18 protein-coding genes are annotated in these 24,019 nt (G+C 71.6%); 12 read left to right on the plus strand and 6 right to left on the minus strand.

Annotated elements, in window-relative coordinates; all coding sequences use genetic code 11:
- Positions 1–19: 19 nt before the first annotated feature.
- Positions 20–1,594 carry an MFS transporter gene (locus AB0B72_RS04730; RefSeq protein ID WP_367736944.1) on the plus strand — a complete coding sequence of 525 codons (1,575 nt, stop codon included), beginning with the start codon at positions 20–22 and terminating at the stop codon, positions 1,592–1,594.
- Between the two features lie 7 nt (positions 1,595–1,601).
- Positions 1,602–2,222 (plus strand): TetR/AcrR family transcriptional regulator, encoded by a 621-nt coding sequence (locus AB0B72_RS04735; protein WP_367736945.1) that lies wholly within the window; start codon positions 1,602–1,604, stop codon positions 2,220–2,222.
- Between the two features lie 23 nt (positions 2,223–2,245).
- Here AB0B72_RS04735 and AB0B72_RS04740 read toward each other — a convergent pair whose 3' ends face one another.
- Both AB0B72_RS04740 and AB0B72_RS04745 read right to left on the minus strand, forming a co-directional pair.
- A complete protein-coding gene (locus AB0B72_RS04740) occupies positions 2,246–3,997 on the minus strand; it encodes an NAD+ synthase (protein ID WP_367736946.1) in 1,752 nt (583 codons plus the stop codon).
- Positions 3,998–4,151: 154 nt separating this feature from the next.
- Complete coding sequence (locus AB0B72_RS04745) at positions 4,152–5,354, minus strand: MDR family MFS transporter (protein ID WP_367736947.1); 1,203 nt, start codon at positions 5,352–5,354, stop codon at positions 4,152–4,154.
- Between the two features lie 71 nt (positions 5,355–5,425).
- Between AB0B72_RS04745 and AB0B72_RS04750 the strand changes: the two genes are divergently transcribed.
- The 6 genes from AB0B72_RS04750 (at position 5,426) to AB0B72_RS04775 (ending at position 14,501) form a co-directional block, all read left to right on the plus strand.
- Complete coding sequence (locus tag AB0B72_RS04750) at positions 5,426–6,391, plus strand: DUF5937 family protein (protein WP_367736948.1); 966 nt, start codon at positions 5,426–5,428, stop codon at positions 6,389–6,391.
- Between the two features lie 93 nt (positions 6,392–6,484).
- Positions 6,485–7,846 (plus strand): glutamine synthetase family protein, encoded by a 1,362-nt coding sequence (locus tag AB0B72_RS04755; RefSeq protein WP_367737172.1) that lies wholly within the window; start codon positions 6,485–6,487, stop codon positions 7,844–7,846.
- Between the two features lie 373 nt (positions 7,847–8,219).
- Complete coding sequence (locus AB0B72_RS04760) at positions 8,220–9,293, plus strand: ABC transporter ATP-binding protein (protein ID WP_367736949.1); 1,074 nt, start codon at positions 8,220–8,222, stop codon at positions 9,291–9,293.
- Positions 9,290–10,645, plus strand: coding sequence for an ABC transporter permease (locus tag AB0B72_RS04765; protein WP_367736950.1), 1,356 nt, complete (start codon positions 9,290–9,292; stop codon positions 10,643–10,645). The genes AB0B72_RS04760 and AB0B72_RS04765 overlap by 4 nt, the downstream gene beginning before the upstream one ends.
- Positions 10,646–10,647: 2 nt before the next feature.
- Positions 10,648–13,401, plus strand: coding sequence for an alkaline phosphatase family protein (locus AB0B72_RS04770; RefSeq protein WP_367736951.1), 2,754 nt, complete (start codon positions 10,648–10,650; stop codon positions 13,399–13,401).
- A gap of 320 nt (positions 13,402–13,721) precedes the next feature.
- Positions 13,722–14,501 (plus strand): hypothetical protein, encoded by a 780-nt coding sequence (locus tag AB0B72_RS04775; protein ID WP_367736952.1) that lies wholly within the window; start codon positions 13,722–13,724, stop codon positions 14,499–14,501.
- A 67-nt stretch (positions 14,502–14,568) separates the two neighbouring features.
- Here AB0B72_RS04775 and AB0B72_RS04780 read toward each other — a convergent pair whose 3' ends face one another.
- Positions 14,569–15,432 (minus strand): alpha/beta hydrolase, encoded by an 864-nt coding sequence (locus AB0B72_RS04780; RefSeq protein ID WP_367736953.1) that lies wholly within the window; start codon positions 15,430–15,432, stop codon positions 14,569–14,571.
- Positions 15,433–15,500: 68 nt separating this feature from the next.
- Here AB0B72_RS04780 and AB0B72_RS04785 point away from each other — a divergent pair, with 68 nt between their 5' ends.
- Together AB0B72_RS04785 and AB0B72_RS04790 are read left to right on the plus strand one after the other, a co-directional pair.
- Positions 15,501–16,205: a type 1 glutamine amidotransferase gene (locus tag AB0B72_RS04785; protein ID WP_367736954.1), complete on the plus strand. Its 705-nt coding sequence runs from the start codon at positions 15,501–15,503 to the stop codon at positions 16,203–16,205.
- A gap of 340 nt (positions 16,206–16,545) precedes the next feature.
- Positions 16,546–19,551 carry a bifunctional [glutamine synthetase] adenylyltransferase/[glutamine synthetase]-adenylyl-L-tyrosine phosphorylase gene (locus tag AB0B72_RS04790; RefSeq protein ID WP_367736955.1) on the plus strand — a complete coding sequence of 1,002 codons (3,006 nt, stop codon included), beginning with the start codon at positions 16,546–16,548 and terminating at the stop codon, positions 19,549–19,551.
- A 79-nt stretch (positions 19,552–19,630) separates the two neighbouring features.
- On the opposite strand, the gene AB0B72_RS04795 is transcribed toward AB0B72_RS04790, so the two are convergent.
- Positions 19,631–20,041: a hypothetical protein gene (locus tag AB0B72_RS04795; protein ID WP_367736956.1), complete on the minus strand. Its 411-nt coding sequence runs from the start codon at positions 20,039–20,041 to the stop codon at positions 19,631–19,633.
- 308 nt (positions 20,042–20,349) lie between these two features.
- Here AB0B72_RS04795 and AB0B72_RS04800 point away from each other — a divergent pair, with 308 nt between their 5' ends.
- Positions 20,350–22,098 (plus strand): hypothetical protein, encoded by a 1,749-nt coding sequence (locus tag AB0B72_RS04800; protein WP_367736957.1) that lies wholly within the window; start codon positions 20,350–20,352, stop codon positions 22,096–22,098.
- Positions 22,099–22,140: 42 nt separating this feature from the next.
- Here AB0B72_RS04800 and wrbA read toward each other — a convergent pair whose 3' ends face one another.
- A complete protein-coding gene (gene wrbA, locus AB0B72_RS04805; RefSeq protein WP_367736958.1) occupies positions 22,141–22,758 on the minus strand; it encodes an NAD(P)H:quinone oxidoreductase in 618 nt (205 codons plus the stop codon).
- A gap of 202 nt (positions 22,759–22,960) precedes the next feature.
- Here wrbA and AB0B72_RS04810 point away from each other — a divergent pair, with 202 nt between their 5' ends.
- The gene (locus AB0B72_RS04810; RefSeq protein ID WP_367736959.1) at positions 22,961–23,317 is read left to right on the plus strand and encodes a winged helix-turn-helix transcriptional regulator; all 357 of its coding nucleotides are present in this window, start codon (positions 22,961–22,963) and stop codon (positions 23,315–23,317) included.
- Between the two features lie 110 nt (positions 23,318–23,427).
- Here AB0B72_RS04810 and AB0B72_RS04815 read toward each other — a convergent pair whose 3' ends face one another.
- Positions 23,428–23,931, minus strand: a complete 504-nt coding sequence (locus AB0B72_RS04815) for a DinB family protein (protein WP_367736960.1) — start codon at positions 23,929–23,931, stop codon at positions 23,428–23,430.
- Between the last annotated feature and the right edge of the window lie 88 nt (positions 23,932–24,019).

A 24,019-nucleotide genomic window follows, 5' to 3' on the forward strand; every position in this document is an offset into this window, starting at 1 on the left:
CGAAACTTCTGGGGGACTCGTGGAAGCGCATACCGGTCACCCACGCCGATGGCAGGTCCTCGGCGTGATGGTGTTCAGCCTTCTGGCCGTCGTGCTGGACAACACCATTCTCAACGTCGCGATCAAGACGATCGCCGACCCGGTTCACGGTCTGGGCGCGACCCAGAGTGAGCTGGAGTGGGCGATGAACTCCTACACCCTGGTCTTCGCCGGCCTGCTGTTCACCTTCGGGGTGCTCGGCGACCGGTTCGGCCGCAAGCGGATGCTGCTCGCCGGCATGGTCCTGTTCGGCGTGGCCTCCCTGGCCAGTGCGTACTCGCAGGACCCGATGCAGCTCATCGCCGCGCGGGCGCTGATGGGCTTCGGCGGCGCCGCGATCATGCCGGCGACCCTGGCGATCATCTCCAACGTCTTCCCCGTCCACGAGCGCGGCAAGGCGATCGGGATCTGGGCGGGCGGCGTCGGCATCGCCGTCGCCATCGGCCCGATCACCGGCGGCGTGCTGCTGGAGCACTTCTGGTGGGGCTCGGTCTTCCTGGTCAACGTCCCCATCGTGTTGATCAGCCTCGTCCTCATCGGCACCCTCGTGCCCGACTCCAAGGACCCGAACAAGACGAAGCTCGACCCCGTCGGCGTCCTGCTGTCCATCGCCGGGCTCATCAGCCTCGTCTACGGCATCGTCAAGATCAGCGACCTCGGCACGGTCGCCGACGCCTCGGTCATCGTGCCGTCGCTGGTGGGCGTGGCGGTCCTCGCCGCCTTCATCTGGTACGAGCGCCGGGTCGAGCACCCCGCCTTCGACGTCCGCAACTTCCGCAACGCCGCGTTCTCGACCGCCATCGCCAGCGTCGGCCTGGTGTTCTTCTCGGCCATGGGCGTGATGTTCTTCCTGGCCTTCTACTGGCAGATCGTCCGTGGCTACTCCCCGCTCCAGTCGGGCGCGCTGGTCCTGCCGTTCGCGGCCGCCCAGCTGATCTTCGCCCCGCAGAGCGCGCGGATGGTGCAGAAGTACGGCGCCAAGGCCGTCGGCACGGTCGCGATGCTGGTCATCACGGCGGCCCTCGCGTCCTACGCCCTGATCGGCGTGGACACCCCGATCTGGATCCTGCTGGTGCTCACCTTCGTCCAGGGCGTCGCGATGGCCAACATCATGCCGCCGGCGACCACCGCCATCATGAACGCGCTGCCCAGGGAGAAGGCCGGTGTCGGCTCCTCGATGAGCAACGTCGTCCGGCAGGTCGGCGGCACGCTGGGCATCGCCATCCTCGGCGCCGTCCTGTCGGCCAGCTACCGCAACGGCATGGAGGGCAAGGTCAGCGGCGTGCCGGAGCAGGTCCGCCACGTGGTGACCGAGTCGATCTCCGGGGCGGCCGGCGTGGCCGCGAACCTCGGCCCGCGGGGCGACGGCCTGATGCGCGTGGCCGGCGAGGCGTTCGTCGGCGGAATCCGCTGGGCGGCCCTCGGGTCGGCGCTCGTCGCCCTCGCGGGCGCGGCCGTGGTGGCGCGGTGGATGCCGGGCCGCGCAGTCGCGCAGACTCCGGGCGGGGCTCCCGCTCCGAAGATCGAACAGGAGAAGGAAACGGCGGTAGTGTGAACTCGCGATGAAGACGCAGCAGACAGCTGAAGGGGTGGCCCGCCCGGCGGGCCGCCCGCGCAGCGAGAAGGCGGAGAAGGCCATCGTCGAGGCCACCCTCGACCTGCTCGGCGACGGCATCGGCGTGTCCGAGCTGTCGATCGAGGCGATCGCGGCCCGGGCGGGCGTCGGGAAGACAACCATCTACCGCCGCTGGACCAACAAAGAGGACCTCGTGGTGGACGCCCTGGCGTCCCTCAAGCCGCCCATCCCGCTGTCGCGCGGCGGCTCCGTCCGCGACGACCTGGTCACCTACCTCAGGGTCATCCGTGAGGAGTCGCGCCACCAGCGCACCCGCTGCATCATGAACATCGCGATGACGGACACCGAGCGTCACCCCCGCCTGGCGGAGAGGTTCCGCGAGATCGCCATCAAGCCCCGCCGTGAGGTGGTGCTGGCGGTCCTGCGGCGCGGCATCGACAGCGGCGAGCTGCGGGCCGACCTGGACGTCGAGGTGGCCATGGGGATGCTCAGCGGGGCGATCATCTGGCACGTGAAGTGGTCGGACCCCGACGAGGAGATCTCGGAGGACCTTCCCGAGCGCATCGTCGACGAGGCGCTGAAGGGCTTCCGCCCCCGGGAGGCCTGACCTCCCGGGGGCGCCGCCCCCGGTCAGGTCAGGGTCTCCCGCCACCGGTTGGTGATGGGCAGCCGGCGGTCGCGGCCGAAGTTCTTCGGCGTGATCTTCGGGCCTGGCGGGTACTGCCGCCGCTTGTACTCCGCCAGGTCCACCAGCCGGATGACCTTCGTCACCAGCTCGGGGTCGTGGCCCGCGGCGATCAGCTCGTCGCGGCCCATGTCCCGCTCCACGTAGTCGCTCAGCAGCGGGTCGAGCACGTCGTACGGCGGGAGCGAGTCGGTGTCGCGCTGGTCGGGCCGCAGCTCGGCGCTCGGCTCCTTGGTGATCGAGTTCTCCGGGATCGGCGGCGGCCCCGGCTGCGCGTTGCGCCACTGCGACAGCTTCCACACCACACTCTTCAGCACGTCCTTGATCGGCGCGTAGCCGCCGGCGGAGTCGCCGTACAGGGTGGAGTAGCCGACCGCCAGCTCGCTCTTGTTGCCGGTCGTGAGCACGAGGTGGCCGTGCTCGTTCGACAGGCTCATCAGCAGCATGCCGCGCACGCGGGCCTGGAGGTTCTCCGCGGCCAGGCCGGTCAGGGCGACCTCCTTCTCGAAGGCCGAGACGATGTCCGCGATCGGCGCGACCTGGGCGTTGAGGCCCTGGCGGCGCACCAGCTCCTCGGCGTCGGTGATCGAGTGGTCGGAGGAGTAGCGCGACGGCATGAGCACCACGTGCACCCGCTCCGGCCCGATGGCGTCGGCCGCGATGGTGGCGGTCAGCGCCGAGTCGATGCCGCCGGACAGGCCGAGGATCACCGAGCGGAAGCCGTTCTTGGTGACGTAGTCGCGCACGCCGAGGACCAGCGCCCGGTAGACCTCGGCCAGGTCGTCGAGCCGCTCCGCGACCACCGGCGGCTCCGGCTCGTACGGCTCGACCGGCCGGGCCGACAGCTCCAGCCGCTCGACCGTGATGACGGTGCCGTCGCGGGCGTCGATCCGGGTCTCCCCGGGCTCCCCGGCGGCCTCCGGCAGCTCCAGGTCGGTCACCAGCAGCGCCTCCTCGAACTGGGGCGCGCGGGCGACGAGCTCCCCGGAGGCGTCGACGATGAGGGAGTCTCCGTCGAAGACCAGCTCGTCCTGGCCGCCGACCATGTTCACGTACGCGAGCGCGCAGCCGGCCTCCCGGGCCCTGCGGGCGCACAGCTCCAGCCGCACGTCGTCCTTGTCCGCCTCGTACGGCGAGCCGTTGGGCACCACGAGCAGCCCGGCGCCGGCCTCGGCCACGACGGAGACGGGCCCGCCCTCCTGCCAGAGGTCCTCGCAGATGGCGACGGCCACGTCCACGCCGTGCAGCCGCAGGATCGGCAGCCGGTCGCCGCGCACGAAGTAGCGGTACTCGTCGAAAACGCCGTAGTTGGGCAGGTGGTGCTTGGCCGACCTGGCCACCACCTCGCCCTGGTAGAGGACGGCTGCGGCGTCGAGCGGCGCCCCCTTGGGCTGGCCCACGCGCGGCGCGAGGTCGGCCCGGTCGAGGTAGCCGACCACGACGGGCAGCCCGCCGAGCCCGTCGGCGGCCAGCCGCGCCGCCGCCGCCGACAGCGTCGACAGCGACGCCTCCACGAACGACGCGCGGAGCACCAGGTCCTCGGCCGGGTAGCCGGTCAGGAAGAGCTCGGGGAAGACGACGATGTGGGCGCCGCGCGCCGCGGCCCGGTGCGTCCACTGGACGAGCATCTCCGCGTTGCCGGCGATGTCACCGACGACCGGGTTGGTCTGGGCGAGGGCGATACGCAGTTGAGGCACCCCACCACCCTAAGCGGTGCCGTCTGTTGTCGTCAAAGCGACGATAAGGGTCGGGTTCCCGGCGAGCCGGGACTGGCCGGCCCTGTCTCGCGCGCGAGACGAACGCGCGCGAGACGAAGACGCGGGTGGAGCACGACCGGCGGGTGGGGTGCGTTCAGGGATTGACGGAGCGGCGCCGTACGGCGGGGGCGAGGACGAGCTGCCCGGCCGCGGCGACGACCGCCAGGCCGCCGATCAGGAGCCACGCCAGTGACGGGCTCGCGGCGACCAGCCGGGTGCCGGCCAGTGGCGCGAGCAGGCCCCCGGCCGACCACGACAGACCGTACAGCCCGGAGTAGCGGCCGCGCAGGTGGGCGGGCGCGAGCGCGGCGACGATGGCCCCCGAGACCCCCGCCGTCAGCACCTCGCCGAGCGTCCAGACCGCGACGCTCAGGGCGAGCCACGCCGCCGACGACACCAGCGCGGTCAGCGCGAACCCGGCCCCGACGACGGCGAGCCCGGCGGCCAGCACCACGGACGGGTCGTGCCGTGACAGCCACGCGTTGGTGAGGGGCTGCACGACCACGATGAGCAGCCCGTTCACCGCCATCGCGACGCCGTACGCGCTGGTCGGCAGGCCCTTGGCGGACATGGCCAGCGGCAGCGTGGTGTAGGCCTGCAGGTAGACCATCGTGTACGCCAGGTTGATCAGCACGAACGCGACCATCAGCCGGTCGCGCAGGACGTCGCGGAAGCCGCCCGTCCCCTTCTCCGCGCGGGCGGGGCGGGTCTCCGGCACGGCCCGCCACACCAGGGCGCCGAAGATGAGGCACGTGACGGCGTCGGCCCAGAACAGCACGGTGAAGCCCGACTGGGCGAGCCACCCGCCCGCCACCATCGCGATCGAGAACCCCAGATTGACCGCCCAGAACAGCAGCCCGAACGCTCTGGGCCGGTCGGCGGGAGGCACGAGGTCGGCCACGAGCGCCTGGGAGGCCGGACGGTAGGCGTCCACCACCACGCCGAGCACGAACATGGCCGCGACGATCCCCGGCACGCTGGTGACGTACCCGAGGGTGAGCATGGTGGCGGCGGTCGCCACCATCCCGCCGGACAGCGTGATCCGGCGGCCGAGGCGGTCGGCCAGCCAGCCCGCGAACGGCTGCGACAGCAGCGACCCGGCCCCGAACGCCGCCATCACCATGCCCGCCGCCGTCAGCGACATCCCGCGCGCCTGCGTCAGGTAGATGCCCATGAACGGCTCGACCATGGTGCCGACGCGGTTGATCAGCGTCCCGGCGAAAAGCACCCAGAACGGTCGTGGAAAGCCGCCGAGCCTCGACTGGAAGAAACCCGGCCTGTTGGTCACTGAGGTCACGGCGTTACATTTCGACATCCGCCGGGCCGCGTGCCAATCTTTTAGGCACAGCTAAAGGAACGGGGGCGACGATGGCGGTGGTGTGGCGTTTCACGCCCGACGACCTGGCCCGGCTGAGGTTCGCGTTCTCGCCGCTGTGGGAGCTGGTGACCAGCCTGCGGGTGCTGCGGACACCCGCCCGCCACTCCCTGCACCTGCCCTGGCTGCGGGCCGTGCGCCCCCGCCTGCGCGAAGTGGACCTGACGGAGCTGCTCGCGCTCATCCCGCCGGACGGCTACATCCCCGACTTCCTCACCCCGCCGCCGGACACCCCGCTGCCCGACTTCGCCGCCGAGATCGAGCGCGTACGGCTCACCGATCCGCGGACGGCGGCCGAGGAGGCGGCGTGGGTGCCGACGACCGACTCCGAGGCGGTCGCGCGCTTCCGGGAGGACCCGGCCAAGGGCGTCCAGCGGGTCGCCGACCGGTTGTGCGACTACTGGGCGGTGGCGCTGGAGGAGTTCTGGCCGCGGATCCACGGCCTGCTCGACGCCGACGTGATGTGGCGCTCCCGCAGGCTGGCGGCCGGGGGAGTGCGGGAGCTGTTCGCCGACCTCCATCCCGCCGTCGCCTGGCACGGCGACAGGCTCGTCACGACCAAGAGGTGCCCGCCGTACGAAGGGGCCATGGCGCCGGAGGGGCTGGTGCTGGTCCCCAGTGCCTTCGGCTGGCCCGACGTGTCGGTGATATGGGAGCCGTACCAGCCGATGCTGAGCTACCCGGCCCGCGGCGTGGGAGACCTGTGGTCGGCCGGCCCGCCCTGCACCCCGGACGCGCTGGCGGCGCTGCTCGGCCGCACCCGCGCGCACATCCTGACCGCCGTCGAGGAGCCGAGGTCGACGACCGCACTCGCACGGCGGCTCGGCCTCACGCCCGGCGCGGTCAGCCAGCACCTGGCCGTGCTCGCGGGGGGCGGTCTGGTGGCGGGGCGGCGGCTCGGCAGGCAGGTGCTCTATCACCGCACGTCGCTGGGGGACGCGCTCGCCTCAGGGGAGTGAAGGACCGCCGCCTCACACCCCCTCGTAACCCCTGTGAAACACACAAGAGGCACACTGGTAGACGACCAGACCTGTATTTCCGAGAGGTACGCCTTGGACCGCCAGCAGGAATTCGTCCTCCGCACGCTCGAAGAGCGGGACATCCGGTTCATCCGGCTGTGGTTCACCGACGTGCTCGGTTTCCTGAAGTCGGTGGCGATCGCGCCGGCCGAGCTGGAGGGCGCCTTCGCCGAGGGCATCGGGTTCGACGGCTCCGCGATCGAGGGATTCTCGCGGGTGTACGAGTCCGACATGCTCGCCAAGCCGGACCCGTCGACCTTCCAGATCCTGCCGTGGCGCAGCGAGTCCCCAGGCGCGGCCCGCATGTTCTGCGACATCCTCATGCCGGACGGCTCGCCCTCCCACGCCGACCCCCGCTGGGTGCTCAAGCGGACGCTGGCCAAGGCCGCCGACATGGGCTTCACCTTCTACACCCACCCCGAGGTGGAGTTCTTCCTCCTGCGCGGCCGGCCGGAGAAGGGACAGAAGCCCGAGCCGATCGACGACGGCGGCTACTTCGACCACACCCCGCACAGCGCCGGGCACGACTTCCGGCGCAACGCGATCATGATGCTGGAGTCGATGGGCATCTCGGTGGAGTTCAGCCACCACGAGGGCGCCCCCGGCCAGCAGGAGATCGACCTCCGCTACGCCGACGCGCTCACCACCGCCGACAACATCATGACCTTCCGCCTGGTCATGAAGGAGGTCGCGCTGGAGCAGGGCGTCTGGGCGTCGTTCATGCCCAAGCCGTTCACCGACTATCCCGGGTCGGGCATGCACACCCACATGTCGCTGTTCGAGGGCGACCGCAACGCCTTCTACGAGCCCGGCTCCGACTACCAGCTCTCCAAGATCGGGCGGTCGTTCATCGGAGGGCTGCTCAGGCACGCCCCCGAGATCACCGCCGTCTGCAATCAGTGGGTCAACTCCTACAAGCGGCTGTGGGGCGGCGCCGAGGCGATCGCCGGGGCGGGCGGCGAGGCCCCCGCGTACGTCTGCTGGGGCCACAACAACCGGTCGGCCCTCGTCCGGGTGCCGATGTACAAGCCGCACAAGGGCGGCTCCACCCGCATCGAGTTCCGCTCGCTCGACTCCTCGTGCAACCCGTACCTGTCCTTCGCCGTGATCCTCGCGGCGGGGCTCAAGGGCATCGAGGAGGGGTACGAGATGCCCCCGGGCGCCGAGGACGACGTGTGGGCGCTCACCAGCGGGGAGCGGCGGGCTCTCGGCATCCAGCCGCTGCCGCAGTCGCTCGACGAGGCGATCGCCGCGATGGAGCACAGCGAGCTGGTCGCCGAGACGCTGGGGGAGCACGTCTTCGACTTCTTCCTCCGCAACAAGCGCACCGAATGGCAGGAGTACCGCCGCCAGGTCACCGAGTTCGAGATCGGCCGGTACCTGCCGGTGCTCTGACCCCGGACCGATCGGGCCGGCCGCCGGCCTGCGACGACACCCTGAACCACCGTGGCGACCTCTTATGGTCGCCCCGGTGGTTCTCGGCTTTCTGGGGGTATTTTCGCCGCTTTTAGGTTATTTGCGACGTTTCCGCCTATTCGCTTTCCGCTGTGGTACAGGCGCCCGCCTGCTCCGGATGGCGATGGTGCTTGCTCGACGGGGGTCCCGTACGTGAAACCTCCCGGGGTCAAGTGGACGATCTTTGTCTGTTCACGCGCCATAAATCCTCTATTGCCGTAATACACACCTTCCGCGTCCTTAGCGTGACTAGCTTTCTCGCTGCCGCACCGATGATCGCCGACCGGTGCCGGGTGCCGACGGAAGGACACGGATGCGAAAGACGGACACGCACGAAAGCCCGGCGGTCCGGGCCCGCGGGATCACGAAGTCCTTCGGTGACGTGGTCGCACTCGACGGCGTCGACCTCGACATGGCGAGCGGGCAGGTCCACGGCCTGGTCGGCCCGAACGGCGCGGGCAAGACGACGCTCCTCGGCCTGCTGCTGGGCCTGGCGGTCGCGGACAGCGGCCGCCTGGAGATCCTGGGCACGCCGGTCGGGCGGACGCTCGCCGTACCGGACGGCGTCGCGGGCTTCGTGGACGGACCGGGGCTCTATCCCTCGCTCACCGCCCGGCAGAACCTTTCGGCCCTGGCCTCCCTGCGCCGGCACGACGCCGGGCCCGCCGCCGACGTCGGCGACGCGCTGGAGCAGGTCGGGCTCACCGACGTCGCCGACGACCGTGTGCGGGGGTTCTCGCTGGGGATGCGCCAGCGGCTGGGGCTGGCCGCCGCGCTGCTCACCAGGCCGCGGCTGCTCGTCCTCGACGAGCCGGCCAACGGCCTGGACCCGGCCGGCAAGCACCATGTGCACCGCGTCATCACCGGGCTCGCCGCGGAGGGGACCGCCGTGGTCCTGTCCAGCCACCGGATGGACGACCTCGCCGCGCTGTGCTCCGACGTCACCATCCTCGCCACCGGACGGGTCGTCTTCTCCGGGCCGGTGAGCAAGCTCGCGGCGGAGAGCGGCGAGCTCGACTACCGGCTGCTCACCTCCGATCCGGCGGCCGCGCACCGGCTGGCGGCGGAGACGCCCGGCCTCCGTGTCGTGCCAGGAGGCGACCCCGGGCGACGGGCGGACGCCGCCGCCGTCGTCGTGCGAGGGCCGGTGGAGGCCCTCGACGAGCTGGTCGTGCGGCTCGTGGGAGCCGGCGTGGCGCTCCGGGAGCTGGGACCGGTGGTGACGCCGCTCGAGGCCGCCTTCCTGGCCCTGACAGGGACCGGCGTCGAGACCGGCGTCGAGACCGGTGCCGAGACCGGCGTCGAGACCGGCGTCGAGACCGGCGTCGAGACCGGCGTCGAGACCGGCACCGTGCCCGCGCAGACCGACCAGGAGGACCCGCGATGACCGCGACCGTCACCGAACCCCGGGCCGGCGCCCGGCCGGCGCCCGTGCTGCACGGCTACCGGTTCGAGCTGGTCAAGCTGCTCTCCCAGTGGCGGATCCGCCTGCTGCTGCTCGCCTGCTGGATCGCCCCCGCGGTCTTCGTGGCCGCGGTCAGCCTGCAGACCTCGCTGCCGGCCGACACGGTCTTCGGCCGCTGGATGAACGCGACCGGCTGGGCCGGGGCGCTCGTTGTGCTGGACTTCTCCTGCAGCTGGGCGCTCCCGCTGCTGACGGCACTGGTCGCGGGCGACGTCTTCGCCGTCGAGGACCGGCTGGGCACCTGGCGCCATCTCCTGGTGGCGGTGCGCTCCCCGCGGCGGATCTTCGTGGCGAAGACCCTCGCCAGCCTCACCGTGATCCTGCTGCTCGTGGCCGGGCTGGCCGCGTCGGGCATCGCCGGCGGTCTGGCCGCGGTCGGCAACCGGCCGCTCGCCGGCCTGGACGGCCATCTCCTCGCCCCGGCGGACGCGGCCGGCACGGTCCTGCTCGCGTGGGCCTGCGTGCTGGCGCCGACGCTGGCGTTCGCCGCGGTCGGCCTCCTCGGCTCGGTCGCCCTGGGCCGTTCTCCGATGGGGCTGCTGATGCCCGCGCTCCTCGCCTTCGCGCTGCAGCTCGCGCAGCTGCTGCCGCTGCCGGTGGCCGTCCAGCTGGCCCTGCCGAGCCACGCCTTCCTCGCCTGGCGCGGGCTTTTCACCAGCCCGGCGCAGGCGGGCCCTGTTCTGATCGGTCTCGTGGTGAGCCTGGCGTGGGCTGCCGCCGCCACCGCCCTGGCCTACCGCCTCTTCCTGCGCCGCGACTTCACCGACCTCGCGTACGACGGGTCGGGCCGCCGGGTCGTCGCCGCGGCCGCCGTGCCGCTGGCCGCGCTGGTCGCCCTCACCGTCGGCGTGATCGCCGTCGCGACCCCGGCCACGGGCTCGGGGATCGAGAAGGGCAAGCTGCAGGGCTCGCTCGCCACGGCCTACGCCCACCTGTACCGGCTGCAGACCCAGGAGCTCCATCGCCCCGAGGTCACCGAGGCCCAGCTGGGTGCAGCCGCGTCCTGCGACAAGGGCGGCTCCCGGGTCGCCGACGAGGGGCCGGGCAACGACTGGCGGTGCGTCGTGTCCTGGCGCCTTCCCGGCGCGACCGCCGTGGGCAGCGCCATCTACCAGCTCGACGTCACCGCGGACGGGCGGTACGTCGCCGACGGAGACGGGCCGAAGGAGGTCAACGGCTACTTCCAGGTGCGCACTCCAAACGGAGACGCGCCCAACCCCCTGTGGCAGTTCGACGGGAACGTCGACCTGCTCACCAGCACCACGAAGGATTGATCATGCAAGTCACGCGCCAGCGCTCCACGAAGGCCGGAAACGGGTCCTTCGATCGGGTCACCGGCCGCCGGGTCCGCCTCCTGGCGGCCGCCACCGCGGCTCTCGTCGTCGCCGGCGGGGGCATCGCCTACGCCTCCACCGAGGGGTTCGGCACCGACCAGGTCGGCCAGACCACCGGCAAGGGCCTGGTCGTCTCCGCCGACCAGTACATCAAGCCGATCGGCGAGCGCCTCGTCATCAACAACGGCAAGATCATGTCGTCCTCGGTCAGCCCGGACGGCACCCACCTCGCCGCCTCGATCACCGACGGCGGGATGGCGCTCGCCATCGTCGACCTGAAGAACTGGAAGGTGCAGCAGCTCGTCGGCAAGAACGCGGCGGCGAACCTGAGCATCAGCGGCAACGACGTGGGCCAGGAAGGCCCCACGTACTCGCCCGACGGTTCGCAACTGTGGCTGGGCCGTGCCGACATGTTCACCAAGTTCACCGTGAACCCGGACGGCTCCCTCGCCAACCCGGTCAACATCTCCATCGCCGCGCAGGGCTCGAAGCACGCGCTGGTGGGTGAGCCGGTGTTCTCCGCCGACGGCAAGACCGTTTACGTCGCCGTCAACGGCCAGAACCGGGTGATCGCCATGGACGCGGCCACCGGGGCCGTCCAGCAGAGCTGGGCCGTGGGGAACGCCCCGCGTGACATGGTCATGGTCGGCACCAAGCTCTACGTCAGCAACGAGGGCGGACGCCCGGCCCAGCCCGGCGAGACGACGATCAACTCCTACGGCACCCAGGTGCCGGCCGACCCGAACACCGGCGCCACCACCACCGGCACGGTCAGCGTCATCGACCTGGCGAACCCGGCCGCCGCCCCGGCGAGCATCGACGTCGGCCTGCACCCGACCGCCCTGTACGTCAAGAACGGCGCGCTGTTCGTCACCAACACCGCGACCAACGACGTGTCGGTCATCGACACGGCCGGCGACAAGGTCGTCCAGACCATCGCCACCCAGCCGTGGCCGCAGGCCTCGGTGGGCTACGAGCCCGACGCCGTGACGCTGACCGACGACGGTCACCTGCTGGTGACGCTCGGCCGCGCCAACGCGGTCGCCGTCTACCGGTACACGAGCCCGCAGGAGCCGGTCAGCTACGTCGGCCTGCTCCCGACGGACTACTTCCCGGCGGAGATCACCACCGTCGGCGACCAGGTGCTGGTCTCCAACACCCGTGGCATCGACGCCCGCCGCCCCACCACGGCCGCCGGGCACGGCACCCACGACACCACGTCGAGCCTGCAGCGGTTCACGCTGCCGGACGACAAGGAGATCGCCAAGTACACGGCCACGGTCTTCGAGCAGAACGGCTGGGGCAAGAACGACGTCAAGGTGGCCCACGGCAACAAGCAGAAGGCCGACCCGGTCCCCAAGCGTCTCGGCGACCCGTCGACGATCAACCACGTCTTCCTGATCGTCAAGGAGAACCGGACCTACGACCAGGTCTTCGGTGACATCGCGAAGGGCAACGGCGACCCGTCGCTCGCCCAGTACGGCGAGAACGTGACGCCGAACCAGCACGCGCTGGTCAACCAGTTCGGCCTGTACGACAACACCTACGACATCGGCACGAACTCCGCCGAGGGTCACAACTGGCTGATGCAGGCCGACAACCCGGAGTACACCGAGTCCACTGCCGGTCAGTACCTGCGCAGCTACGACACCGAGGACGACGCTCTCGGTCACCAGCGGACCGGCTTCATCTGGAGCGGTGCGCAGGCCGCGGGCAAGTCCGTGCGGAACTTCGGTGAGTTCCACCAGTTCCTGACCAAGCCGGCCGGCGCGACGTGGCAGAACCTGTACTGCGACACCAAGAACATGGAAGCCACCGGGGCGGACACCGCCTACACCCTGAACTCGTCCTCGCCGATCCCGTCGCTCAACGACGTGTCGGTGCACGGCTTCCCGAAGTTCGACACCAGTGTCCCGGACATCTACCGGTACGAGATCTGGAAGCGTGACTTCGACGCCAACGGACCGGCGAACCTGAACATGTTCTGGCTGTCCAGCGACCACACCGGCGGCCCGGTGAACGGGGCCGCCCAGGTCGCCGACAACGACCTGGCCGTCGGCAAGATCGTCGACAAGATCTCGCACAGCAAGTACTGGAAGGACTCGGCGATCTTCGTCGTCGAGGACGACTCCCAGGCCGGCACCGACCACGTCGACGGCCACCGCGCCCCGATCCAGATCATCAGCCCCTGGGCCAAGCACGGCGTCGTCGACAGCCACTACTACTCGCAGATCAACATGATCCGCACCATCGAGCAGATCCTCGGGGTCCAGCCGATGAACCAGAAGGACAGCGCCGCCACCCCGATGGCCGCAGCCTTCACCGGCAAGCCCGACTACACGCCGTTCACCGCCCTGCCGAACCGCACCTCCCTGACCCTGGGTCTGTCCGGCGCGAACGTGCCGTCCTGCGGCGCGGACACCCCGGCCCCGCAGGACCCGAACGCCGCCGCCGCGCCGACGGCGAAGGTCCCCGCGGACAAGCAGGAGGTCGCGAAGAAGTGGGGGGCCTGGAAGGCCAAGCAGCCGTTCAACGGGCCCGCGGCCAGGGCCGACTCCGGCAACCCGGAGCAGATGAACCGCTTCTCGTGGTACGAGGCGCACGACTACACGAAGCCCTACCCGGGTGACGGCGAGATCTACACGCCGGACCAGGTGCCGGGCGCCTACATCCCGTCGCCGGAGAACGACGGCTGACCTCCGCGCATCTCACAGGACGGCCCGCCGTGATCCCGGCGGGCCGTCCGCGCGTCCTGGATCGCCGGCATCCCGGATCGCCGGCATCCCGGATCGCCGGCATCCCGGGTCGCCGGCCTCTCCGCCGTGCCCCGCCACGTACGCCCGTGTCATGGCCGCGTTACAGAGTGCTAATGATCCTGACACTCCCGTCTGTTTAGCTGGGCCCCGGGCTGGAACAGTAAAATCGGTTCTCTTGTTACAAGTCTTGCGATGGGCCGAATTCAGACGTGACGGGGAGGCGTAACTCTATGACGGCGGCTGCGGGGCTGCGGACTGTCTTGACTGTTCCGAAGCGCTTCCGGGGGCCTGAGGGCACCGCCAACGGCGGGTGGATCGCGGGCACGCTGGCGGCGTCGCTCGCCGACTCGCTTGGCGGCTCGCCGGGGGACGCGACGCCCGCTTCGCTGGCGGGCGCGGGACACGACTCCGCCGTGGAAGTGACCCTCCATCGACCGGTCCCGCTGGAGACCGAGCTCACGCTTGAGCATGTCGGCAACGCCGTCGCGCTCTGCGACGGCGAACGCCACCTCGTCGAGGCCATCCCCGTCGTGGAGGCGCTGGAGCCCCCGCCGTTCGTGCCGTTCACCGTCGCCGCCCGCGCCGAGGCCGGCTTCCCCGGCCGCCACGGGCACGCGATCGCGGGCTGCTTCGCGTGCGGCCTGCGGGAGCCGGGGGACGGCCTGCGGATCTTCCCCGGTCCCGTCGGGGACACGGGTCTCGTGGCCGCCGGGTGGCGGGTCCCCGTGGGGGTGACCGACGAGCACGGCGTCGTCCCCGCGTCGATCGTCTGGGCCGCTCTCGACTGCGCGACCGGGTGGGCCCACTACCGCGCTCCGGCCGCCGGCTCCGGGCAGCCCGTGGAGACGGCCCTCCTGGGCCGGCTGACGGGCCGGGTGTTCCGCCGGGTCTACCCCATGGGCGCGTACTCCGTCGTGGCCCGCGCCACCGGCCGTGAGGGCCGCAAGCTCTTCGGCGTCAGCGCGGTCTACGAGGGGGACGGCACCCTCGTGGCCGCCGCGAAGGCCACCTGGATCATGCCCCGCCCGGCCGGCGCCTGAGACCGGAGCCTGAGAACGGCGCACGGCCCGGCGCCGCCTGAGAAGGGCACCTGAGGCGGGCGTACGGTCACTCCGGCCGGGTCAGCCGGTCGGCGACGACCGCGGCGCAGCGCCTGTCGAACAGGATCGTGTAGTGGTTGCAGTCCTCCACGACCTCCTCGCGCAGGCCCGGCAGCCTGGCCTTCCACACGGCGGTCACCTCGTCCGTGAGGAAGCCGGTCTCCTGGTTCAGCAGCCCGCGCGGGGCGCGCAGCAGCCACGGGGCCGGCTGGAGCGCCGTGAGCGCGGCGCCGATCGCCTCGTGTTCGACCAGCGGCCACCGGCCGTCCTCACGCACGGCCTCGGCCCGGACCCGCGACCGGACGGCTCCGGCCGGGCCCGTGGCGTCGTAGCGCACGTACTCCTCGATCACCGGGGACCAGTGGTCCCTCAGCGCCGGATGGTCCCTGAAGAAGCCGACGTAGGCCTCGACGTCGGCGTACGTCTGCGACAGCCGGGTGAGCGCCGGGCCCAGCACGGCCGCGAGCGCCTCGTCCGGGTCGGCGCCCGGGGGGAGCGGCAGCGGCAGGCCGCCGTCCACCAGCACCACGCGCGCGTAGCGCCGCTCCGCCCCGTGCAGGGCCGCGACGTACGCCCCCATGGAGTGGCCGGTGAGCACGCTCGTGTCGTCCGCCCCGACGTGGTCGGCGACGAGGGCGAGGTCGCCGGCGTGGCGGTCCAGGCCGTACGGGCCGGGCAGGCCGGCGCTGTGACCGCGCCCGCGCAGGTCGGCGGCGATCAGCGACCAGCCGGACGGCAGCGCGCCGGCGACGGCGTGCCAGGCCATCAGCGAGGCGGACACGCCGTGCGCCGCGATGATCAGCCGGGGGCCGTCGCCGAACCTGGCGATCCGCAGCCACCCGCCGGGGACGGCGACATCATCGAAATTCATGAAACGGACTGTACGGCACGACCTTCTCAGTGATGCCTTATTGGGAGATGTGTCCCTAAGCTCGCTTCATGCGTGAACGAATGATCGTCATCGAGCACGAGGCCGAGGCCCCTCTCGGCTTCTTCGCCGGATGGCTGGAGGATGCGGGAGCGGCCTGCGAGATCGTCCGGCCGTACAAGGGGGACGCGGTTCCCGATCGCGCGGGCGGCGGCCTGCTGGTCCTCGGCGGCGCGGCGTCGGCGTGGGACGACGAGGGCTACGGCTGGCTGCCGGCCACGAGGAGCCTGATGGCGCGGGCGGTGACCGACGGAGTCCCGGTCCTCGGTATCTGCCTCGGCGCCCAGCTCATGACCATCGCCTGCGGCGGCACGGTGGAGCGCGGTGACGCCGGCCTGGAGATCGGCGCCTGCGTGGTGGAGCCGCTTCCCGAGGCCGCCGCCGACCCGCTGTTCTCCGCCCTGCCGCCCGGCCCGCTGCGGGCGGTGCAGTACCACTACGACGCCATGACCGTGCTGCCCGAGGGCGCCGTACGGCTGGCAGGCGGCGACCGGTACGCCCACCAGGCCTACCGGCTCGGCGCGAGCGCGTGGGCCGTGCAGTTCCACCCGGAGGCGACGGCGGGGATCTTCGAGTCCTGGACCGGCGACGGCGACCTGCCCCCCGCCCGCGTGGCCGAGCTCAACTCCCAGGTGAAGGAGGCGGAAGCGGAGCTGGAGGCCACCTGGAGACCCTTCGCGGAGGCGTTCGCACGACTGGTGACCCGTCGCGGCTGACCGCCGCCGCCGGGTGCCCATGCCGTACGCAGGCAGGATTCGGGCGGTGCGCGGGCAATCCGCGTGATGGGCCGATTACGCTGAGAAACCGCTAAGGACGCGCACAGTGTCAGGAGTTACCGTGTGCGCGTGCTCCCAAGGCGCGTCCGTCTCGTGCGGGCGCCCGGGAGCACACCAGGTCAACAGTGGCGGGTGTCCCGATCTTCGAGGGGCGTCCGTGAGAAGCGGCTCCCGGCGGGAGCCGATCTCGGCGAGGAGGCTTCAATCCCATGTGTACGGTTACTGGGAAGGCCTGTCTCGGGGGGCCGGCGTGATCGGCGTCGGCGTGGAGGAAGGAACGGTGGACACCGCGCCTCGGATACAGACGACGGCGGGACGCCTGGCGGCGCTCGGCTTCGCCGACGGCGCCCGGGCCGAGCGGCTGCTCGACGAGCTGGGCCCGGAAGCGGTCGGCGACTTCGCGCTGCTCGACGACCTCGTCCGGGCGGCCGACCCGGACCTCGCGCTGACCTCGCTGTGCCGCCTGGCCGAGCGGGACCCGAGCGTCCTCGGGGCGTTCCGCGCCGACCCCGCTCTGCGCCGCCGGCTGCTCGGCGTCTTCGGCCTGAGCGCCGCACTGGGCGAGCACGTCGTCCGGCACCCGGAGTGCCTGCCCATGCTGCAGTCGCCGGACCGGCTCACCGACCGGGAGATGCGCGAGGAGCTTCTGCTCGCCGTGGGCGCCGACCCGGACGCCCCGGAGCCGGTCGCGGGCGGCGCCACCCTGGAGACGGCGGAGCCCGCGGTCGCCGCGCCCGCCATGGAGGCGCTGCGCGTCACCTACCGGACCCGGCTGCTCCACCTCGCCGGTCTCGACGTCGGCGGCGACGCCTCGCTGGCGGAGACCGCCGCCGCGCTGGCCGACCTGGCCGCCGGCGCCCTGGACGCCGCCCTGGCCATCGCACGCGCCGAGACCGCCGACGCAGGCGGCGCGCGGCTCGCGGTGATCGGGATGGGCAAATGCGGCGGGCGGGAGCTCAACTACATCTCCGACGTCGACGTGATCTTCGTCGCCGAGCCCAGGGAGGGCGTCGACGAGACCAAGGCACTGCAGACGGCGACCCGGCTCGCCCAGGGCATGATGCGTGCCTGCTCCGCGAGCACCTCCGAGGGGTCGCTGTGGGAGGTCGACGCCAACCTGCGTCCCGAGGGCAAGATGGGCCCCCTGGTGCGGACGCTGGACAGTCACCTGGCGTACTACGGCCGCTGGGCGAAGACCTGGGAGTTCCAGGCGCTGCTGAAGGCGAGGCCGGTCGCGGGCGACCTGGACCTCGCGCAGGAGTACGTCGCCGCGGTCAACGAACTGGTCTGGCAGGCCGCCGCCCGGGCGAAGTTCGTCGAGGACGTGCAGGCCATGCGGCGGCGCGTCGAGGCACACGTGCCGCAGAGCGAGGCCCCCCGGCAGATCAAGCTGGGGCCGGGAGGCCTCCGGGACATCGAGTTCGCCGTGCAGCTCCTCCAGCTCGTGCACGGCCGCTCCGACCCGCTGCTGCGCCGCCGGGCCACGCTGCCGGCGCTCGCCGCCCTGTCCCGCGGCGGGTACGTCGGCCGGGACGACGCCAAGGCGCTCGCCGAGGCCTACACCTTCCTGCGCCAGGTCGAGCACATGCTCCAGCTCCACCGGCTCCGCCGTACGCACATGGTGCCCTCGGACACCGCGGACCTGCGGCGGATCGGCAGAGGGCTCGGCATGACGACCGACCCGGTGGGGGAGTTCACCACCACGTGGAAGCGCCACGCCCTGGAGGTGCGGCGGCTGCACGAGAAGCTGTTCTACCGGCCGCTGCTCCAGGCCGTCGCCCGCCTTCCCGAGACCGAGTCCCGGCTGTCGGCCGCCGCGGCGAAGGCCCGCCTGGAGGCGCTCGGCTACGCCGACCCCGAGGGGGCGCTGCGGCACATCGCCGCCATCACCAGCGGGGTCTCCCGCCGGGCGGCCATCCAGCGGACGCTACTGCCGGTCATGCTCGGCTGGTTCGCCGACGCCCCCGACCCGGATGCCGGCCTGCTCGGCTTCCGGCAGGTGAGCGACCGGCTCGGGTCGACGCCCTGGTATCTGCGGCTGCTGCGCGACGAGACCGCCGTGGCCGAGCGCCTGGCCCGTCTGCTCGGCACGAGCCGCTACGTGAGCGGTCTGCTGCTCCACGCCCCGGAGGCCGTGGCGATGCTGGGCTCGCCGGCCGAGCTCGCCGTACGGCCTGCCGCGACGCTCGCCGCCGAGGCCGCGGCCGCGGTCGGGCGCCACGCGGCGAACGCGGAGACCGCGGTCACCGCCGTCCGCGCCCTGCGCCGCCGTGAGCTGCTGCGCACCGCCTGCGCCGATCTGTCCGGGCTGATCGACATCGAGGAGGTCGGCCAGGCCCTGTCGTCGCTGAACGACGTGACGATCCAGGCGGCCCTGGACGCGGCCGTCAACAAGGTCGCCGTCGAGCGGCGCGGCCAGTTCCCCACCAGGATCGCCGTGATCGCGATGGGCCGCCTCGGCGGCCTGGAGAGCTCCTACGCGAGCGACGCGGACGTCATGTTCGTGCACGCGCCCCTGCCCGGCGTGGCCGATCGCGACGCCACCGACGCCGCCCACGCCGTGGCCGAGGAGGCGCGGCGGCTGCTCGCCCTGCCCGCGCCGGACCCGCCGCTCAAGATGGACGCGGGCCTGCGGCCGGAGGGACGGCAGGGGCCGCTCGTCCGCACCGTCGCCTCCTACAAGGCCTACTACGACAGGTGGTCGTCGCCCTGGGAGGCTCAGGCGCTGCTGCGGGCCCGGTTCTGCGCCGGCGACCGGGAGCTGGGACGCGAGTTCACCGCCCTGGTCGACCCGCTGCGCTACCCGCCCGACGGCATCTCGGCCGACGCCATCCTGCACATCCGCAAGCTGAAGGCCCGGATGGAGGCGGAACGGCTCCCGCGCGGCGCCGACCCGACGTTACACACCAAGCTCGGCAGGGGCGGCCTCGCCGACGTGGAGTGGGTGGCCCAGCTCATCCAGCTACGCCACGCGGGAGCCGTACCGGCGCTGCGGACGACCCGGACGCTGGACGCGCTGCGCGCCGCGGTGGGGGAGGGCCTGCTGGACGACGCGGACGAGGCCGTGCTGGCGGAGGCGTGGCTGTTCGCCTCGCGGATCCGCGACGCCATCATGCTGGTGCGCGGCCGGGCGGCCGACAACATCCCCGGGCTGGTCAAGGAGCGTCAGATGATCGCGCGGGCGCTCGGCTACCCGCCGGACGGCTCGGAGGACTTCGTGGACGACTACCGGCGGGTGACCCGGAGGGCGCGCGCGGTGGCCGAGCGGGTCTTCTACGAGGGGTGACGGTCGCGCCGAGATTCCGCGCCGAGATTCCGCGCCGGGCGCTCACCGCGACCGGGTCACCCGGGACCGTACGGGTATTTCAGACGGCCACGCACACGTTCTCGTAGCCGTACGGATAGTAAATGTAATGCTTGTAGCAGTTCCAGTTGATGACTAGAGTGCCGCTGCCCGGAGTGATCGTCGTGGAGCCCGTATAGAATTCGCTGGTGAATCCCGCGGGGCAGAGCGTCGAGAAAGTCAGATACGTCGCGGTGTCCGGAATGTATTTCTGGTAGGTGGTCGGCTGGCCGGGGCCGGACGTGACCGTCGCGAAGCCGCTGCCGCCCGCGTCGTCGTGGATGTAGATGGAGCTGGGACAGCCGCCGCCGCCCTGCAGGCTCCTCACACCGGCCGCGGACGCCGGCTGTGCCGCACTCTGGACGACCCCCGTCGAAGTCGCGAGCACGGCGCCGAGGACGGCGATTGTCCTTCCGAGGCTCTTCGCGCGCATGAGTCCCTGCCTTTTCCTGGGAGAAGAATTGTCGCCCGAATGAAAGGCAGACGGGGCGGCGGCGGTCAACAGCGGCGATATCAGATCGTGAAACCGCCCAGAAAGGGCGGCCGTGACCGCGCCGGGGTCGCTGAAATTTTCACGCGTCCATTCCGGGGCGGCGGCGCTGTTCCCGGATCCGAGCCGTGGGGCGCTCCGCTCGTGAGCCGACGGGGGAATTCCCGGGGGAGACGGGCCGCGGGGCCGAATGGACCGTCATTGCCGAAAACATTGCCATCGCAGGCTGTGACGGTGTATCAACGGTGCGGGTGATCCCTTTGATCTCGTATTACGCGGACCTCGCCATCGGTCTCGTCCTGGCCTTCCTGCTGCTGTCCCTCCTGGTCAGCGGCATCAACGAGGGCATCGTCAAACTGCTGGGCATTCGCAGCAAGTTCCTGTGGGCGTACCTGCGGGACACGCTCGACGGGGGGGAGACCGCCGAGCGCGTCTCCGCGCCGCTGCGGGCGCTCGACCGCGTCCTCCACGCGCTGAAGGGCCTGGGCCGCCGGCTGAGGGCTCCTCTGATGGATCTGCTCCCTCCGCCCGCGGAAGGCCGTTCCCGGCTGCCGGCGACCGTGCTGGGCGTCTTCGCCAAGCTGCCGTTCGGCAAGGACCCGCGGCCTCCCTTCAGCCAGCAGCCCGCGCCGGTGGAGAGCCCGCCGCTCGCTCCCGCCGCAGACTCCGTCGCCGGCGAGCAGATGGCCGCGGAGCAGGTGGTGGCCGATCAGGTGGCCGCGGATCAGGTGGCGGCCGATCAGGCCGCCGCCGAGGCGGCGCCGGCCGAGCCCGTCATGACGGGGGCGGCCACGGGCGCCGCCCCCGGAGACGGCGGCAGTACCGGTGTCCTCGCGGCGGACGGCTCGCCCGTCCGGCTCACCGTCTCGTCGGCCGCCGGTCCCGGCGTCCCCTCCGGCGTCGATCCGGCTCATGGGGCGGATGAGGCCGATCCCGGGGAGTTGGGCCAGAGTGCGGGGGAGGATCCTCAGGTCCCCGTCTGGTCGCCGGGTGATCCGGAGGTCGACCCGGCTCATGGGGCGGATGAGGCCGATCCCGGGGAGTTGGGCCAGAGTGCGGGGGAGGATCCCCAGGTTCCCGTCTGGTCGCCGGGTGATCCGGAGGTCGACCCGGCCCACGACGCGGACCAGGCCGACCCCGGGGAGCGGGTCCCGCCCGCTGGAGGCGGCGGGAACACATTGAGCGCGACCTCTGAGACCGCGACGTCTGACGGCGGGCAGGCGCCGTCCGATGTGGTGCCGCCCAGCCAGGGCAAGTCGATGGCCGAGCTGCTGCACGAGCGGCTGCAGGAGATCGACCACCGCAAGCGCGGCAAGACGAGCATCGCCGACATCCCCCCGGCGCGTTTCGCCGTCGCCATCATGGAGATCGCCACGGAGCACGGCGGCGTCGAGAAGCTCATGCGGGATCTCGACACCCTCGGAAGCCCCCTGTACCGCCCGCTGAAGGCCGTCTGGGACAGGGCGAGCCACGACATGGAGGCGTTCCGCCACGGTGTCGAGGAGTGGTTCGACGGCGAGATGGAGCGCCTGAGCCTCCTCTACCGCCGCTACGTGCGCTGGGTCGTGGCCGTGCTCGGCCTGTTCGTGACGCTCGCCTTCAGCATGGACGCCCTGGAGTACGGCAAGACGCTGCTGAAGGACAACGCGTACCGCAGCGAGGTGACGGCCTTCGCCCAGTCGGGCCCCACCGCACTCGCCCCGTTGCGACAGGAGTGCGAGGCGGGCCAGGACCCCTACACCTGCGTGACCGACGTTCTGAGCACCCCCGCGTTCGTGAAGATCTTCACGTACGCCCCGGTGAGCGCCACGATGGACCCCGGCGGCGGGCCGGTGTGGCGGTGGCGGGGCGGCGAGTGGTGGCATCGCCTGTCGTCGCCCGCGCACTGGCCGGGCTTCCTTCTCACCCTCGTCGCCCTGCTGTTCGGCGCCCCGTTCTGGTGGGACATCCTGCGCCGGATCAGCGGCGTCCGCTCACGCTCGAGCGGGGGCTCGGCATGAGCCGCCCGCGGGGCGCCGCGAGCCGCCTCGAAGGGGAGCCGGTCAGGCGGCGGCTCTGCCTCGCTTGAGCAGCGTGGCGACCTCGGTGACACGGGACCCGATGTGGGCGGCGCCGGCGAGCTTCGTGTCCCCCACCGGGTACGCCCCGTTGCCGTCGGTGTGTGAGACGCCGTACGGATTGCCGTGCTGGAACACGATCGGGTCGCTGTAACCGGGCGGCACGATGATGCCGCTCCAGTGGGTGAAGATGTTGTTCAGCCCCACGATGGTCGTCTCCGAGCCGCCTCCGGTGCCCGTGGAGGTGAACGCGGCGTAGACCTTGTCGGCGAGCTTGCCCTGGGCCCACAGCCCGCCGGCGGTGTCGATGAACTGCTTGAGCTGCGAGGCCATCTGCCCGAAACGGGTCGGGGTGCCCAGGACAACGGCGTCGGCCCACACGAGATCGTCCAGGGAGGCGAGCGGGACGTCCCTGGTGGCCTCGGCGTGCGCCGCCCACTCGGGCTTGCTCGCGACCACCTCGGCGGGGGCGAGCTCCGCCACCCGGCGCAGCCGTACCTCCGCCCCCGCCTTCTCCGCGCCGTCGCGGACGGCCTCGGCGAGCGCGTGCACGTGGCCGGTGGCCGAGTAGTAGACGACGGCGACCTTGGTCTGGACGGTCATGGATCGATCCCTTCGAACAGGTGAGGATGGTGGCGCCCACTCACTCAGAGCCCCTGGGACGTGCCTGACCAGGCACGACAGAGCATGGCTAATGAATAGTAAGTGGCTTACTAAGGGCGCAACCGCCGATGTCGAGAAGGTTAGGATCCCTACTTACGTGTGTCAAGCAGCTTATGAAAGGTAAGGGATGTATGATTGGCGTATGAGCTCCCCCTCTGAGATGTCCGCCTTCTGCCCGCGGTACCACCACGCGGTCGAGATCATCGGAAGGCGCTGGACGGGAGCCATCCTGCGCGGAATGCTGGTGGGCCTCACCCGCTTCTCCGACCTGGCCGCCGCCGTGCCGGGGCTGTCCGACAGGATGCTGTCCGAGCGGCTGAAGGAGCTCGACGCCGAGGGGATCGTCACGCGCGTGGTGCTTCCCGAGACCCCCGTACGCGTCGAGTACCACCTGACCGAGAAGGGCCGCGCCCTGGGCACGGCCATCGACGCGCTGACGGAATGGGCCGAGGAGTGGGTGGACCCGGTCGAGCCGGTCGCCTCCGGGCGAGACCGCTGACCGGGACCGCCCTGCCGGTCTCTGCTGATCTCTGCCGGTCCCTGCCGGTCCCTGCCGGTCCCTGCCGGTCCCTGCCGGCCCCGCCGGGACGGCGGCGCGGGGACGCGCGGTCAGTCGCCGGTCACGCCGTCGGCCATCTCGCGGAGAATGTCGAGGTGGCCGTTGTGCCGGGCCGTCTCCTCGACGAGGTGCATGAGGATCCATCGAAGCGTCATGTGGCGGCCGTCCCTGACGGGGCGCTTCGCCGTGTCGTCCAGGTCGTGTGAGGCGACGAGCTGCCGATAGCGGGCGCACTGGGCCTCGTAGTCGCCGAGCAGCCGGGCGAGCGGGATCTCCACCCCGAGGCTCATCTCGCGGTCCGGCTCCTCCTTCGTCCACGGTCCCTTGTCCTCCTCGCCGAGGAACACTACCTGGAACCAGGAGTACTCCACCCAGTGCAGGTGGCTCACGAGCCCGGACATCGTCATCAGCGGCGAGCCGGGCAGGGGAGCGCTGCGGGCGTGTTCCTCCGACACCCCCTCGCACTTGGCGTGCACGGTCGCTCGCGTGTAGTCGAGGAAGGTCGTCAGCGTGGCGCGCTCATCCCAGCTGGGGGGTGTGTCGGTGCGTGTCATGGGGCGCATCCTGGCCGCCCGCGGCTCGCATGTCGAACGATTAAACGCCCGGCCTCGGGGAGAGCGGCAGGCGAATACGAGAGCACCG

Origin of the sequence: Microbispora sp. NPDC049125, from assembly GCF_040802045.1 — a bacterium.
Taxonomy (GTDB): Bacteria; Actinomycetota; Actinomycetes; order Streptosporangiales; family Streptosporangiaceae; genus Microbispora.

Coding starts and splice junctions, on each gene's coding strand:
- AB0B72_RS04735 (WP_367736945.1), top strand. CDS start 1,602: ATGAAGACGCAGCAGACAGCTGAAGGGGTGGCCCGCCCGGCGGGCCGC.
- AB0B72_RS04750 (WP_367736948.1), top strand. CDS start 5,426: ATGGCGGTGGTGTGGCGTTTCACGCCCGACGACCTGGCCCGGCTGAGG.
- AB0B72_RS04760 (WP_367736949.1), top strand. CDS start 8,220: ATGCGAAAGACGGACACGCACGAAAGCCCGGCGGTCCGGGCCCGCGGG.
- AB0B72_RS04765 (WP_367736950.1), top strand. CDS start 9,290: ATGACCGCGACCGTCACCGAACCCCGGGCCGGCGCCCGGCCGGCGCCC.
- AB0B72_RS04770 (WP_367736951.1), top strand. CDS start 10,648: ATGCAAGTCACGCGCCAGCGCTCCACGAAGGCCGGAAACGGGTCCTTC.
- AB0B72_RS04780 (WP_367736953.1), bottom strand. CDS start 15,432: ATGAATTTCGATGATGTCGCCGTCCCCGGCGGGTGGCTGCGGATCGCC.
- AB0B72_RS04785 (WP_367736954.1), top strand. CDS start 15,501: ATGCGTGAACGAATGATCGTCATCGAGCACGAGGCCGAGGCCCCTCTC.
- AB0B72_RS04795 (WP_367736956.1), bottom strand. CDS start 20,041: ATGCGCGCGAAGAGCCTCGGAAGGACAATCGCCGTCCTCGGCGCCGTG.
- wrbA (WP_367736958.1), bottom strand. CDS start 22,758: ATGACCGTCCAGACCAAGGTCGCCGTCGTCTACTACTCGGCCACCGGC.
- AB0B72_RS04810 (WP_367736959.1), top strand. CDS start 22,961: ATGAGCTCCCCCTCTGAGATGTCCGCCTTCTGCCCGCGGTACCACCAC.
- AB0B72_RS04815 (WP_367736960.1), bottom strand. CDS start 23,931: ATGACACGCACCGACACACCCCCCAGCTGGGATGAGCGCGCCACGCTG.